This is a genomic window from Peribacillus sp. NPDC097895 (assembly GCF_050277555.1).
Lineage (GTDB): Bacteria > Bacillota > Bacilli > Bacillales > DSM-1321 > Peribacillus.
The window spans coordinates 120,287-133,832 of sequence record NZ_JBNNSH010000007.1; the positions used below are offsets into that span (position 1 = coordinate 120,287).

Here is a 13,546-nt window from a genome sequence, read left to right on the forward strand (position 1 = left end):
AGAAAGATCAGGTCACTGTCTATACAATCGACAAACAAGCAATGAAGTTCTGGGATGCACTTTAAGGTCCAAGATTTGCTTTGTGGTGAGCTTGAGTAGGTTCCCGACACGTAGGCCAGTCTCGCAGCCTGCGACAAACTGGATGTAATATCATTCCGAACAATGGCGCTTTAGCGCCCATTTCATATCTTCTAACTGCTGCTGATTCCGGAACGGCTGCACATCTTTTGGTTGCGTCTTCTTCATCGACCTTTCTTCTCTATTCAAAAGTACGGTTCCATAACCCTTATGTACCAAAGATTTGAATGTACGATTTTTTCTCTGATTTCAGTATTAAGAGAAAAAAATACCCCTCTTCAACTAAACTGGTAGTTTAGCTAAAGAAAAATTGTATTACTTTACATCAATTGGGGAAATATATAAATAATAACAAGAAGGAGGGAACAGAGATGGAAGTAAATATGAGTGTTGAAGAAGTCGTGAATCAAATTTCTGAATTAGTAGAAAAAGAAGGGAAGCCACCTCGGAAGAAAGAGGTAAAGAAGTCAGATCCGGAGTTAATGAAAAATGCATTGTATTATTTTCCTAGTTGGGATAATGCAGTAGAACATAGCATTGGATCTTAACTATAAACGATACATAAACATTTATTTTTCAAATTAGTATAAATAAGGCAAGTAAAGTTAAGAAGGCCACCAAATTGGTGGCCTTTTGAATGTAGAATTCTTACCATTATTGTACATTAAACCGAGTGAAAAAATACCTTTTTGAACTATCGGGGCAGGTTAATTTCATAAGGGGTACCACTAGCAAAACGCGAATGTCTACAACGCTTAGGAAATCTGAATAAAAAAATAACCGGTTTTCACCACGATAAGGTGTAACCGGTACTTATTACTATTATTGGTTGTTCAACGGTCTTAATGAATCTAAAGTAGTAATCCCTTTTGGATCAAAACGATACTCCCCTAACAAGTTGATATACTCCCAGCCTAATGGAGAATTATGTTTGAATAAATCTTCTAGTACAACTCCTTTATTCCTACATACGTCTTAACTTGTCCGGATATTTATTAGCTTTATTCGTTCCATTAATTTATTGCTCCAATATTTCCATGTCTAAGGAAATTGTTTCACTTTAAGTCCGTGGCTCCTTCACTTCCCATTGTTTCATCGACATGAGATCACTTTTACAATGGATGGCTTGGTTACCTAACAACGTCCTTTGAACATCATTATAGCGTTCGATCCATAAAATTTAGTTTCGCCATTGGTAAATGCTTTTTTTATTTTCATTAAAGGATTCTATACTTATTCCAGGCAAACTAATTCCTTATGGTTTAGAAACAGTGATCTATTTTTTTATTTTATTGCAACCCATATTTCGTTAGTTGAATTCGGACTATAGAGATCTGAATCTATATATGCTTCAATTGCAGCAGTATCAGCAGGTTCATAGCTGTTAGATGGAAACCATTCTGAATAAATTTGCTTCCATGTATTTATCATTGCGGTTGGGGCAGGTCCTTAAACATCAAATACGACCCATTTGGACGCAGGTAATACAAAACTCGAAAATCCATCTGGCACTTCTCCACTATGTTCTGAAGCAATCCAGTAGTCGATTGTGTTTTTCTCTTCATTATAATTATCAGTAATACCTAATAGACCTTTTATTTGTCCATTATTTAATTGAATTAATTGATTGACTGTTTCATTTTGATGTACTTCACCCCAAAATTCTCCAATACTCGGAAGTCCAGCATCCTCTGTATTACATGCTGGATCACATGAACATTCTCGTTTAATTCCTACCACTTGAAAAGTATCTCTTTCAATAATTTGATATTTCATTGGTTCTGCTCCTTTCAGTTTTACCTGTATAGTCAGGCGATTATAGGATTGCAACTTTCCGCCCCCTTTTCGTGCTTCACTCGGCGTAACACCATGTCGTTTATGAAAAGCTTTTGAGAAAGCTTCAGGATCGTATCCATGTTTAAAGCTAATGTCGATGATTTTGCTATTAGCACCAAACTATTCTTGAGCTGCTAATGTCAAACGGTGGCGGCGAAGATATACACCTATGTAAAAATTGTAAATATGCGCTGAAAATGTAATGGGAATATATTTTTGCTTGATTGGCTATATCTTCTATCGTTATATTATCTAATAAATGTTCTTCCATGTCGTCTATCGCCTTTTGTAAAGATTTAGCCAACTTCATTTCTCACAACTCCTTAAAAGATTCTAACAATGCTATATACTTCAGTCCTGTCATATTATGCTCACTTTAGACAGTATTATATTGCATAAAATTAAGTATACACACGAATAAGCCTCTAAGTGCTAGCTCTCAATAATCCTTGAGATTGAAAGGCAATTGCTTTAAAAAAGTGGACTTCTATTTTTTTCCAAGTTCATGACTTTCATGACTTGTGAATACTGTAACAACTTTTTATAAGTAAATACTCACTTCTTATTTAAAAACATCCTAATTTATGTAATAATAGATTCATAATAAAAATGAAAGTACTTGAGGGATTTTGCATTGGAGAGTATGGAAGCATTACATGAAAAAATTGAGATATTGAGGAAAGAACTAATAACTACAGCATTTCTATACGGATTTACTGCCCCAAAAACATTACATAAAAGTCAGGAACTAGATAAACTTTTGAATTTACTAGGTCACGGAAAAGAACCAATTGGTTTCTAACTCGTCTAAAAACAGAAATGAAACCTGGTTGTTCACCCTACTGTAAATCTTCATGAACTCAAGTTAACTTCAGGTAATATCACTCGGAATTCATGCGAAGGCTCTTTACTATTCACCGGGTAGTCCATGCAGCTGCAACTCCCTCACTTAATCACCTCCAACTCTTGTATTCTATTCTTGATAAAAAAGAATACCACATCTTCTACAATTTGATAACTGAAAAGTACCACTCCTTCATTCATCATACTACCTCCCCTTCAAGTTTAAAAATCGTACAAGAACAAGAACAAAAAATGAAGCTATAATAAATAGAATGAAAAACCTGACATCAAGGGGGCATTAGAATGGCTGGAAATGATAAATCTGAAGATACATTAATGAAGGAGTTACAAGAGCTTAAACTTTCACTTGAACATGAATTAAAACGAGTCACCAAGATAATAGATCATTTAAAACCAGAGAAAAAAGAAGCCGAACAACCGATTGAAGATGTCCAATTACATACGGAATCATCAGATGAACATGATGATTTATTCTCGTTAGTTAAAGTACTATTGCAGAAAAAGATCTCAAAGCCGAGCTATGAAACATGGTTTAAAGATGTGTTCGTATCTTCGATTGAAAATGACCAAATGACATTAGTTGCACCTAATGAGTTCGCACGAGATTGGCTGGAGGAAAGGTACGCTGAATTAATAATATCCTTGCTTAAGAATATCAATGGAAAAGATTACGCGATCCGGTTCATTGCGAAATAAGGGTGCTCTTAAGGCTTTTTATTTTATATGAATCATATCTTTTTTTGAACTAAGCATTCTATTTATTCTCTCAAATCAACGTGGTAACGTAAATTATAAAAGCATGAGCTCGGTAGATTACCGGGTTCATGCCCTCATGGACGCCCAATTAAATAAAATGTCTAACTTCTTCGGTTCACTGTGCCTTTGTTAGAGTTCTTTTTCCTCCTATATCTTACAGTCATATCTACTATGGTTAATAATAAAACAAACCATAAAATAGGATTATTTAAGGAGATTCCTACAGTGGATTTCCCCCCCATTAACGTTAATACTCCTATTAACACGAACATATAAAAAATAAATGCTGCTTCTCCAATTAATGAATTTGTTTCACAATTTTTTTCAGTCTTTTGATTAATGACAATATAGACAATCGCTAATGAGATCATTCCAATTGTCAGTACAGTTTTAGGAATGTCATTGAAAATGATATGAGGGAAATAATCAAAAATCATAAGAAAAGAAAATAATAAAAAGATACCTATTCTCAATAATATTTTCATATTCATCTTATTCCCCATTTCCTCGATTTATCATTTCCCAAACCAGTAATTGCATTGGAAATATTGAACTGATTTAGGTGATGTGTAATTACTTTTGCCATAATGAACCACTGTCGCATGATAATTTCTTTTCTTTTCTGCATTGCTATATGAACTTGATACCCAAGAACCCACGTAAGTTGGACTAATTTTGGACCAACTATTTAACTTTACAAAAAGCCAATTAGCGAATACACTATCTGTCAATTTTTTAGGAATCTTTTTCATCATATATGCAAAAATTAGATTTTTGGCTTCATTTACACCGGTATTTTTGTAGGTTCTATAAATAGGAGCTATTTCAGTTTTTGTTGATCCACCTGAAATAGGTCCATATGCAGTTATACCACCAGAGTTAAGTGTATTAATACTCATAACTTCATTATAGAGATTTTCAATCTCTTGCTCCGTTAAAATTGTATTACTTATTATTTCTAGTTCATTAAAAGTATAGGCATATTTGTTAACTTCTTGTTGTGTCGATGTCTCGTTGCTAACTTCTTTACTTGCAAAGGAAGGAGCTACAAAACTAAATAAAATAATCAAAGATAATGAAAAGACAAATATATTTTTCATAATGCTCTATTCCCCTTCTAGTAGATTTTTTTCTCAATATTTTTCTTACATTTAAATATTTAGAATGTTTTTAAAAATAAACTTATTTGTCATATTAAAGAAGTGAAAATAAATTCTCTCATAGAAGATGCTGTTTATGGAATAATCTAAGTAGTGGTTGAAGGACAAAGCTTTAAAGCTGAAGGGTGTAGGACAAAGCTATAAGACTGAAGGCTGAGGCGGGAACAGTTCCGATTTCAGTATCTGTTTATATAATCTCCCCTTTCCGCGATTAGGTATTAACTACCATTTTATATTAACATTCATATGAAAATATATCTATATTTAGTTTATTTTTATAAAAATATATAAAAAATAAAGGTCTTAAGAATCATTATTCAAATTATCATTACCTCTTTTATAAGCGGTGGAATTTTATGAGTTCATTCAAACTGGGAATAAGTCTCGGTCGTGATTTTTTTAAGGAAGAAGTAGTTTTTTTATAGACAGACGATTCTTTGACTGGTTCACATAGACGTCATCAAAGACACTACATATTATGAGACTACTAATAATTTTTAAATGTCTCATTTCCTCCTACATGTAAATACTTTCATACTTTTTGTTAAGCAATATCTTGTTTTTTTATAAAAAAACAAGACCAAGCAATGCTTGGTCTTGTTGCTAACATTACAATCCCGGCTAGAGTTAGTGTGAAAAGATCATAGTTCTAACCATCCTTTTTAGTTTTAGGCTACTCTACTCTTTCTAAATTCGTTCATTTTTATCGTCTTTTAAATACACCCTGCAAGAATCGCATAAAGATTTGCAGGGATTCTTTGAATATTTTTGTCACTCATTCGAAAACATATAATCCTTTTTTTTCAATGAAACATTCAATACCAAGCCAAGTCCCATCATCGTAGCCATCACCGAGCTCCCTCCATAGCTCATTAATGGCAGCGGAATTCCTGTGATTGGTATTAGACCGATGACCATTCCGATATTTTGAAATATATGGAAGGTCAAGAAGGAGATGACTCCCACACAAATAAAGGATTCGAAAAAGGAAGAATTCAGTGCAGTTGCAACGATTTTATAAATAATGAAGAAATAGAGGGAAATTAGCAAACTCGCTCCAATGAACCCAAATTCTTCAGCAACTATCGTAAATATAAAATCGGTATGTGCTTCAGGTATATATACATTGCTTTGATTGAAGCCTTTCCCTTCCGTCATACCTGAACCGATCGCCAATATGGATTGCTTCAATTGATAACCGATTCCTTGGCCATGACTAAATGGATCCAGCCAAGAATTAATCCTATCCAGTTGATAGCCATCTAGTAAATTCAATAATAGATCAGGATCATACAAGTAGGTGACTACCAACGAACATACGATACTGACCACTAAAGCAACTACAGATGCTATCATCTTCCAATTGATCCCCGATACTAAAACGATTCCCATCGTGATGACGGCCATTACCAGAGAAGTACCAAAGTCATTTTGCAGTAGCGTTAAACCAATTGGTAAAGCTGCTATCAGTCCCATTTTTAATAATAGTTTACAATCGGTGCCTATGTCCCCTACTGGAAACTTGTCAATATGTTTAGTCAGTATATAGGACAACATCAATATCAAAAATATTTTCATGAACTCGGATGGTTGTATGGAGCCTAACCCTGGAATTTCAATCCAAGATTTTGCCCCCTTCCGGACTGGGGCAATACTCTTGGGACCTAATAAAACGAATAAAAGCAGGAAAATACCAAATGAGTATATATACGGAGTCAGTCTCTTGATCGTCTCAAAATCAAAATAAAAAATGGCCAGCACAATCAGACCACTTATAACAAACCAGACAATTTGCTGCTGGAAATAATCTATATCAAGCTGTGCGTATTTTTGGGCACTGTATAAACTAACGCTGCTGAAAACCATCAGAATGATGATTAACATAGCTAGATTAGAATCAAAATAACTTTTTCGTTTATTCACAATATCACCGAATCTTTCCAATTTTTTTCGTACGTAGCCACCTATATCATTCTTTTAACCTTTTACCTTACATTCTCATTCTATCTATTTCACTACAGGGATGTTTCTTTTCATCACACCTCCTATCCAAAACAAATCACCATTTAAATGTTACCATTTTTTAGTGCATTTGTTTTATCTTTTCTATTTTTTGCATAAATATCAATGCTGAAATTACCTCTAATAATCGGACTCAATATAGTGGCAGTCAAAAACAAACGTGGTTGTTGGCTGGATTAAATAAAAAAATGATTAAAAATAAGTCTTTATTGGCAAAAGTGGGTATTCATAAATTCACGAGTATTCGCTCAAAATCCACGATTTTTTGTTCACAAGTTACTAATCGAAACTCATCAATATCCATATTTAACCAGATTACAAACCACCTTAGAAAGGTATTGTTTGAATTTTGTTTTGTCGAAAGGGTTAAGGTAAAGGAGTGAGGAAATGGAAAAGAACCGAGCAAAGAAAATGTTTGATTATCATGTTTGGGCTAATACTCAAGTGTTCCAACACGTAAAACAATTACCGGATGGAGTTTATGGTGATACGATGAAAAGTGTTTTTTCATCCATTAGGGACGTCTTGGTTCATCTTTACGCTACGGATATTACATGGCTGGAGATCATGAAAGGTAGCACCATTCAAGATACTTTTAGGAAAGTAGAGCAGCGGCGGGAAGAAGTGCGTGGAATCTCAATAACTGGACTTGAATCCTGCTATGATGAACTTTATAAAGAATATGACAATTTTCTTGCCTTGGAGCCTGATCTCGAACGGACCATAGTAGCCGAACACCCCAAAATGGGTGCTTGTGAGTTTGTACTTGCCGACCTCATCCATCATGTAGTGAATCATGGTACCTATCATCGGGGTAATGTGTCAGCGATGCTCCATCAACAAGGCGAGCGTGGTGTACCGACAGATTATGTATTTTTCTGTTTAAAATAAGCTCTGTGCAGCACCCCTGAAAATTCAGGAAGAGTGCCGATGATCCCTAAGAATTATCGGCTTTTATTTGTATAGAATGGTAAATCAATAGGTGTTTTCATTCACTAAGTATTGCTTTATTCATGATTGAATTTTTTATTGGCAATCCAATAATTCGTTACAAAGAGCATGAGCACAATCCAGAATAGCGTTACAAGTAAGTTAGCTATTGCATTGGAACTTATTGTACCTGTGATGAGTACAGTCATGGCATGCTTGCTCATGCTTGCTGAATTTATAAAATCGATAACCGGACTTAAACCAACAATGATTCTGCAGCCTATGAGAAAAATAATCGAAATTAACGCAATAACACCCTGGCTGTTAAAAATAGTACTGATCATCGTTGTGAAAGTGACGATAAAAAGAATCCAAACAAGATATAATAAAAGTGCAGATATCATATGTGAAAATGGAACATTTGTAAAAAGGTAATTTGCATATAGATAAGAAGCAAAGTATCCAATTGCTACACTGAAAGCCGCTATCAAATAATGTGATACGATTTTTCCAGCTATATAAGAAATAACCGTAACAGGCCTAGTTAGAATAAACGCCAACATGCCATTTGCTTTGTCTGTTTGTATAATACCCATCATTGAGATTACAAGAATCATAAGTCCAAGCTGATCAAATTGAGACCCTAACGTACTGGCTAGTACTTCCCCCCCTCTTTGGGAAGTCATACTCTGATCAATGGTAATTCCTTGACCACCGCCCAATGCTTTCAAAATGGATGGCAGGTAATGAGTTACTATCGGCTGTGTTATCCCTAAAAATACGAAAACAACAGGCAGCCAAATAACCTTAATATCCCGTACCATTTGTACATATTCTTTTTTTAGCAGTACAATAAACTTTTTCATTTCCCGACCACCATTTTCAAGAAAATATCTTCCAGAGTATCGTTATTCATATCGAATTTTACAATGTCCACATTATTCTCAAGTGCATTTTCCAGTAACATATTTTTGTTTTTTTTGATGTTTTCAACCTTTATGTTGACTTTACGCCCAATGACCTCGACTTCCTTCACATAAGGTAATTTTTTTACAATCTCAACCCACTTTTGATCTTTCGCTGTAATTTCAACGCATAGCTTATTTTTGCCATTGCGGTTTAAGAGGTTGGAGATCGTCGTATCTTCTATTTTTATTCCATCTTTTATAATGACAAATCGTTCGCATATCTCTTCGGCATCGCCCAATATATGGGTGGATAATAAAATTGTCGTTTCTTTTTTTATTTCTCCGATCAAGTTAAGCACTTCTCTTCGGCCAACTGGATCCAATGCGGAAACAGGTTCATCCATGACAATAAGCGAAGGCTTATGCAGCAATGCTTGGGCGATGCCGAGTCTTTGTTTCATCCCGCCGGAATATGTGCCAACTTTAGAATTTTCTTCACCACGAAGACCAACTTTAGCTAAAATCTCGGGTATTGTTTTTGTTAATTCTTCCTTTTTCAAACCAGATAGTTGCCCCATGAAAGTAAGCGTTTCTTTCGCTGTCATCCAATGAAAAAAATTAGGATACTGTGGCAGGTAGCCAATTTCACTTTTCATTTTCGATATTTCTTGGCCATTTAGCAAAACTTCACCTGCGTTTGGATCGGTTATATCTGAAATCACTTTTAATAACGTGGATTTCCCAGCTCCATTCGGTCCGATTAAACCGACACATTCTCCCGATTCCAGTTCCATCGAGAAATTATCGACAGCGACTTTTCCTTTAAATGCCTTCGTCACATTCAGGATTTCTAGTTTCATGATCTATCACTATCCTTTCGCCCTATAACTAGGTACAGGATTGGACCAATTGTATTGACAAAAAGTATAACAAATGTCCAGATGAGGACGTTTTCCCTTGTGTTTCTATGTCTGTACAAATCAATTAATGCAATGGATACCAATAATAGACCTACTGCTAAAAACGGCAATATTATCGGGATAAAGGCCATAAAATCAATATCTTTTAGATCATCAAGCCCATAGTGCAGTTTCATTTTTTCACTCCCCTTTATTTCATTATCAGTATTGATAATGATAATAATAACTTCAAAGAGAGAGCATTGCAATACCCATTCTCATTATTTATAATAAGAATAAAAATACGACAAACAAGGAGAACTTTATGATCAATAAAGTTGAAGTTTTAATGCACCCGGTAAGAATGAAAATTTCTCAAGTACTTATGAGGAACAATGAAAACGGTTTAACCCCCTTGGAAATGGTAAAAATCATTGAAGACGTACCACAGGCAACACTATATAGACATATACAAGTCATGTTGGATGCAGGCATCATTCGAGTTATTAAAGAAAAAAAGGTGAAATCCGTTTCCGAAAAATATTACGCTTTAAATGAAATGGAAGCTAAAATCAGTATAGAAGAATGGAAAAAAGCCTCTTCTGAGAAGAAGCTTGATTATGTTTCCTATTATCAATTATCCCTTATGACTCAATACCAAAGTTATCTTAAGAAATTGGAAGAACAAAACGGCAAGGATGACGGTGCAACTTTTTCCTTAGTGGAATTAAAGCTAGATGGAGATCACTTTATCCAATTTCAACATGAATTAAACGAATTAATGACTAAATACTATCATGCCTCGGGCAAAGGAAAAAATGCTCCCGTTCGGACAATCGCTGTTACGATCATTCCAGATACTTAATTTGCACCCTATTTTCGCTCTTGTTTAGGTGACACGTGTCAATGATTCATTCTTCTAAGTAAACCCCGTGAAATCAAGGAACCAAATGCAAGTAGATAAAGGCATTGATACCAGTACCAATGCCTTTATATTATATTTACATGGTTTTTAGAGCTTTACCTTTTGTAGGCGAAGTGCATTCAATACGACTGAAACAGAACTGAAAGCCATGGCAGCACCTGCTAACCACGGGGCAAGGAGCCCGATTGCCGCAATCGGGATTCCGATTACGTTATAGGCAAAGGCCCAGAACAGGTTTTGCTTGATATTGCGCATCGTATTCCTGCTCATGAGGATTGCATCTGCAATGCTGTTTAAATCACCGCGAATTAAAGTGATATCCGCAGCTTCCATGGCTACGTCCGTCCCGGTTCCAATAGCCATTCCAATATCAGCCAGCGCAAGCGCGGGTGCATCATTTATCCCATCCCCGACCATTGCCACTTTTTTACCGGAAGCCTGAAGTTTTTTCACTTCTTCCGCTTTCCCTTCAGGAAGAACTTCTGCAATCACTTGGTCGATGCCCACTTGATTTCCGATGGCATTTGCTGTCCTTTGATTATCCCCCGTTATCATGATGACCTGGATATTCATCGCTTTTAACCTTTTAATCGCTGTAAGTGAGGTATCTTTAATCGTATCGGCAACAGCAATGAGGCCGACATATTCACCATCAATGCTTGCAAGCATTGCAGTTTTCCCTTGCTCTTCAAGCTCTTCCATCTTGCTTAGCGCCTTTGTAATTTCCACGTGATTTTGCTTCATCAATTTACGCGTTCCAACTAATAACACTTTTTCATCCACTATAGCCCTCACCCCATAACCAGGAATCGCTTCAAACTCCCCAACCGTGGCAAGTGTTATTTGCCTTGATTGAATTCCTTTTACGATCGATTGGGCAAGGGGATGCTCCGATTGTTTTTCAGCTGCACCGATAAGAGATAGAAACTGGACTTCATCCATTCCATTCTCGATAAGGACATCTGTCAAAACAGGGGTACCATTCGTAACCGTTCCCGTTTTATCCAAAATGACCGTATCAATATGGTGAGTGGTCTCCAAGTGTTCCCCGCCTTTAAATAAAATACCGAATTCGGCAGCTCGCCCCGATCCCGCCATGATGGATGTGGGGGTGGCCAAACCCAGGGCACATGGACAAGCTATGACAAGAACGGCAATCATCGCTTCCAAAGCTGGTGTGAATTGTCCAGGGTTAACCCATATCATCCAAACGAGAAAAGTTAAAAGGGCGATACCGACAACGATGGGAACGAAAACTCCAGAAATTTGGTCTGCAAGCCGTTGAATCGGAGCTTTAGAACCTTGAGCATCTTCGACGACCTTGATGATTTGAGAAAGAGCCGTATTCTTACCGATTTTTGTCGCTTTCATTTTGAGAAAACCATTTTTATTTAATGTTGATCCAATCACATTATCACCGATTGCTTTATCAACCGGAATGCTCTCACCCGTTAACATGGATTCATCAACGGCGGAGTTCCCTTCGACCACTTCTCCATCGACAGGAATTTTTTCACCTGGCTTCACCAAAACCATATCACCTACGATGACCTCTTCAAGAGGTATTTCCCTTTCTTCTCCATTCCTTAACACTAATGCCGTTTTGGCTTGAAGGCCCATCAATTTTTTGATTGCCTCGGAGGAACGTCCTTTTGCTTTTGCTTCAAAAAGCTTCCCTAATAGAATGAGGGTGATAAGAATGGAACTTGTTTCAAAATAAAGCTGTGCTATATGGTGGTGCATTCCGATCGAGATGAATGCCTGATAGACACTGTAAAAATAAGCAGCGGATGTCCCCATTGCGACTAATACATCCATATTGGCACTTTTATTTTTCAAGGCTTTATAAGCACCTACATAAAACTGCTTTCCGATGATGAATTGTACAGGAGTGGCAAGGGCCATTTGCACCCATGGATTCATGAGGAAATCAGGCATATAGATAAACGAAGTAAAACTAAAATGGCTTACCATCGCCCATAGCAATGGAAAAGATAAAATGGCGGAAAAAATGAATTTATTCTTTTGTCTTTGAATTTCCTTTTGACGGAAATCCACTGATTCCATATTATCTTCCTTGATGATCGCCCCATATCCCAGTTTCTCCACTTTTTGAATAATGTCAACTGGTGAGACTTCGGTGGGATCATATTCAACGGTCGCATTTTCGAGAGCCAGATTCACATTAGCATTGCTCACTCCATCCAACTTATTTAGCCCTTTTTCAATTCGCGTTGCACAGGCAGCGCAGGTCATACCCGTAATGGTAAATTCCTTTTTCTCTTTTACGACATCGTAGCCAAGGTCTTGAATCTTTTTTTCAAAGTCCTGGTTGCTTAATTTTTCTGCATCATATTTGATGACTGATTTCTCAAGGGCCAAATTAACGGTCGCTTCTTCAACGCCTTCCATTTTGTTTAACCCTTTTTCAATCCTTGATGCACATGCAGCACAAGTCATACCTGAAATTTGCATACTTGTTTCTTTAATATGGTTACTCATATCATCCCCGCCTTTTTATACCTATATGGGGTATAATTCTTTGTAAAAAAGAAGTGCTTTTGGAAGCACCCTCATCAATACTCGACATCGTATCCTTGATCATCTATTGTTTCTTTTATTTTTTCAAGTGATACTTTTTCTTTATCAAACGCTACATCTACTTTTCCTGCATCCAAATGAACTTTTACACTTTCCACACCTGACAGCTTTCCTACATTTCCTTCAACGGCATTCACACAATGACCACAAGACATTCCACTTACATTCAATATTACATTTTCCATAACACACTACTCCTTTATTTTTTCATTAATTTTTGTATCGTTACAAGCACTTCATCTATGACCGCTGTATCCCCATCATTCAGCCGTTCTACCACACAATTTTTTAGATGGCCCTCTAATAAAATCTTGGCCACACTATTCATTGCACTTTGTGTAGCAGCTATTTGGGTAATCACATCATCACAATACGTATCTTTTTCAATAAGACCCTTAATACCGCGTATTTGACCTTCAATACGATTTAATCGGGTCGTTAAATTCTTTTTAACTGCTTCTGAGTGATGACTCGTTCGGCCGTGGGAAGAGGTCGAACAGCATTCTTTATCATTAGTACAACCTTGCCCGTTTATCAATTCATCCATTGCCCATCCCCTCCTCATTA

Annotated in this window: 14 protein-coding genes and 2 pseudogenes; 5 read left to right on the forward strand and 11 right to left on the reverse strand. The window is 36.4% G+C overall.

Annotated features, from left to right (window positions below; translation table 11 throughout):
• Positions 1 to 60: 60 nt before the first annotated feature.
• Positions 61 to 246 (reverse strand): annotated as a pseudogene (locus ACQKMH_RS24155) (site-specific integrase); the annotation flags it as partial.
• Positions 247 to 449: 203 nt separating this feature from the next.
• Here ACQKMH_RS24155 and ACQKMH_RS24160 point away from each other — a divergent pair.
• A complete protein-coding gene (locus ACQKMH_RS24160; RefSeq protein ID WP_284471157.1) occupies positions 450 to 626 on the forward strand; it encodes a homing endonuclease associated repeat-containing protein in 177 nt (58 codons plus the stop codon).
• A 736-nt stretch (positions 627 to 1,362) separates the two neighbouring features.
• On the opposite strand, the pseudogene ACQKMH_RS24165 reads toward ACQKMH_RS24160, so the two are convergent.
• Positions 1,363 to 1,854: pseudogene (locus ACQKMH_RS24165) on the reverse strand (GyrI-like domain-containing protein).
• Positions 1,855 to 2,557: 703 nt separating this feature from the next.
• On the opposite strand from ACQKMH_RS24165, the gene ACQKMH_RS24170 reads away from it, so the two are divergent.
• Both ACQKMH_RS24170 and ACQKMH_RS24175 read left to right on the forward strand, forming a co-directional pair.
• Positions 2,558 to 2,716, forward strand: coding sequence for a Spo0E family sporulation regulatory protein-aspartic acid phosphatase (locus ACQKMH_RS24170; RefSeq protein WP_427589965.1), 159 nt, complete (start codon positions 2,558 to 2,560; stop codon positions 2,714 to 2,716).
• Positions 2,717 to 3,060: 344 nt separating this feature from the next.
• Entirely contained in the window at positions 3,061 to 3,474 is a 414-nt protein-coding gene (locus ACQKMH_RS24175; RefSeq protein WP_427589881.1) for a DnaA N-terminal domain-containing protein, read from the forward strand.
• 161 nt (positions 3,475 to 3,635) lie between these two features.
• Here ACQKMH_RS24175 and ACQKMH_RS24180 read toward each other — a convergent pair whose 3' ends face one another.
• The 3 genes from ACQKMH_RS24180 to ACQKMH_RS24190 all read right to left on the reverse strand — a co-directional run bounded on the left by ACQKMH_RS24180 (position 3,636) and on the right by ACQKMH_RS24190 (position 6,617).
• Positions 3,636 to 4,025: a hypothetical protein gene (locus ACQKMH_RS24180; protein ID WP_427589882.1), complete on the reverse strand. Its 390-nt coding sequence runs from the start codon at positions 4,023 to 4,025 to the stop codon at positions 3,636 to 3,638.
• 24 nt (positions 4,026 to 4,049) lie between these two features.
• Positions 4,050 to 4,634 carry a hypothetical protein gene (locus ACQKMH_RS24185; RefSeq protein WP_427589883.1) on the reverse strand — a complete coding sequence of 195 codons (585 nt, stop codon included), beginning with the start codon at positions 4,632 to 4,634 and terminating at the stop codon, positions 4,050 to 4,052.
• Between the two features lie 831 nt (positions 4,635 to 5,465).
• Positions 5,466 to 6,617, reverse strand: coding sequence for an FtsW/RodA/SpoVE family cell cycle protein (locus ACQKMH_RS24190; RefSeq protein WP_427589884.1), 1,152 nt, complete (start codon positions 6,615 to 6,617; stop codon positions 5,466 to 5,468).
• A 486-nt stretch (positions 6,618 to 7,103) separates the two neighbouring features.
• On the opposite strand from ACQKMH_RS24190, the gene ACQKMH_RS24195 reads away from it, so the two are divergent.
• Positions 7,104 to 7,607, forward strand: a complete 504-nt coding sequence (locus tag ACQKMH_RS24195; protein WP_427589885.1) for a DinB family protein — start codon at positions 7,104 to 7,106, stop codon at positions 7,605 to 7,607.
• Positions 7,608 to 7,723: 116 nt separating this feature from the next.
• On the opposite strand, the gene ACQKMH_RS24200 is transcribed toward ACQKMH_RS24195, so the two are convergent.
• The 3 genes from ACQKMH_RS24200 to ACQKMH_RS24210 are packed head-to-tail and all read right to left on the reverse strand — an operon-like array spanning position 7,724 to position 9,650.
• Positions 7,724 to 8,512, reverse strand: coding sequence for an ABC transporter permease (locus tag ACQKMH_RS24200; protein ID WP_427589886.1), 789 nt, complete (start codon positions 8,510 to 8,512; stop codon positions 7,724 to 7,726).
• Positions 8,509 to 9,414: an ATP-binding cassette domain-containing protein gene (locus ACQKMH_RS24205; protein ID WP_427589887.1), complete on the reverse strand. Its 906-nt coding sequence runs from the start codon at positions 9,412 to 9,414 to the stop codon at positions 8,509 to 8,511. Before ACQKMH_RS24205 ends, ACQKMH_RS24200 begins: the two co-directional genes overlap by 4 nt.
• Positions 9,411 to 9,650 carry a PLD nuclease N-terminal domain-containing protein gene (locus ACQKMH_RS24210; protein ID WP_427589888.1) on the reverse strand — a complete coding sequence of 80 codons (240 nt, stop codon included), beginning with the start codon at positions 9,648 to 9,650 and terminating at the stop codon, positions 9,411 to 9,413. The genes ACQKMH_RS24205 and ACQKMH_RS24210 overlap by 4 nt, the downstream gene beginning before the upstream one ends.
• A gap of 128 nt (positions 9,651 to 9,778) precedes the next feature.
• On the opposite strand from ACQKMH_RS24210, the gene ACQKMH_RS24215 reads away from it, so the two are divergent.
• Positions 9,779 to 10,318 (forward strand): transcriptional regulator, encoded by a 540-nt coding sequence (locus ACQKMH_RS24215; RefSeq protein ID WP_427589889.1) that lies wholly within the window; start codon positions 9,779 to 9,781, stop codon positions 10,316 to 10,318.
• Between the two features lie 147 nt (positions 10,319 to 10,465).
• Here the strand turns inward: ACQKMH_RS24215 and ACQKMH_RS24220 are convergent, their stop codons facing one another.
• The 3 genes from ACQKMH_RS24220 to ACQKMH_RS24230 form a co-directional block, all read right to left on the reverse strand.
• Positions 10,466 to 12,880, reverse strand: a complete 2,415-nt coding sequence (locus tag ACQKMH_RS24220) for a heavy metal translocating P-type ATPase (RefSeq protein ID WP_427589890.1) — start codon at positions 12,878 to 12,880, stop codon at positions 10,466 to 10,468.
• A gap of 74 nt (positions 12,881 to 12,954) precedes the next feature.
• A complete protein-coding gene (gene copZ, locus ACQKMH_RS24225) occupies positions 12,955 to 13,164 on the reverse strand; it encodes a copper chaperone CopZ (protein ID WP_427589891.1) in 210 nt (69 codons plus the stop codon).
• Between the two features lie 14 nt (positions 13,165 to 13,178).
• A complete protein-coding gene (locus tag ACQKMH_RS24230) occupies positions 13,179 to 13,526 on the reverse strand; it encodes a metal-sensitive transcriptional regulator (RefSeq protein WP_427589892.1) in 348 nt (115 codons plus the stop codon).
• Positions 13,527 to 13,546 lie beyond the last annotated feature (20 nt).

Excerpts from the sequence above, each read along its gene's own strand:
- ACQKMH_RS24160 (WP_284471157.1), top strand. The coding sequence starts at position 450 with ATGGAAGTAAATATGAGTGTTGAAGAAGTCGTGAATCAAATTTCTGAA.
- ACQKMH_RS24170 (WP_427589965.1), top strand. The coding sequence starts at position 2,558 with ATGGAAGCATTACATGAAAAAATTGAGATATTGAGGAAAGAACTAATA.
- ACQKMH_RS24175 (WP_427589881.1), top strand. The coding sequence starts at position 3,061 with ATGGCTGGAAATGATAAATCTGAAGATACATTAATGAAGGAGTTACAA.
- ACQKMH_RS24180 (WP_427589882.1), bottom strand. The coding sequence starts at position 4,025 with ATGAATATGAAAATATTATTGAGAATAGGTATCTTTTTATTATTTTCT.
- ACQKMH_RS24185 (WP_427589883.1), bottom strand. The coding sequence starts at position 4,634 with ATGAAAAATATATTTGTCTTTTCATTATCTTTGATTATTTTATTTAGT.
- ACQKMH_RS24195 (WP_427589885.1), top strand. The coding sequence starts at position 7,104 with ATGGAAAAGAACCGAGCAAAGAAAATGTTTGATTATCATGTTTGGGCT.
- ACQKMH_RS24200 (WP_427589886.1), bottom strand. The coding sequence starts at position 8,512 with ATGAAAAAGTTTATTGTACTGCTAAAAAAAGAATATGTACAAATGGTA.
- ACQKMH_RS24205 (WP_427589887.1), bottom strand. The coding sequence starts at position 9,414 with ATGAAACTAGAAATCCTGAATGTGACGAAGGCATTTAAAGGAAAAGTC.
- ACQKMH_RS24210 (WP_427589888.1), bottom strand. The coding sequence starts at position 9,650 with ATGAAACTGCACTATGGGCTTGATGATCTAAAAGATATTGATTTTATG.
- ACQKMH_RS24215 (WP_427589889.1), top strand. The coding sequence starts at position 9,779 with ATGATCAATAAAGTTGAAGTTTTAATGCACCCGGTAAGAATGAAAATT.
- ACQKMH_RS24220 (WP_427589890.1), bottom strand. The coding sequence starts at position 12,880 with ATGAGTAACCATATTAAAGAAACAAGTATGCAAATTTCAGGTATGACT.
- copZ (WP_427589891.1), bottom strand. The coding sequence starts at position 13,164 with ATGGAAAATGTAATATTGAATGTAAGTGGAATGTCTTGTGGTCATTGT.
- ACQKMH_RS24230 (WP_427589892.1), bottom strand. The coding sequence starts at position 13,526 with ATGGATGAATTGATAAACGGGCAAGGTTGTACTAATGATAAAGAATGC.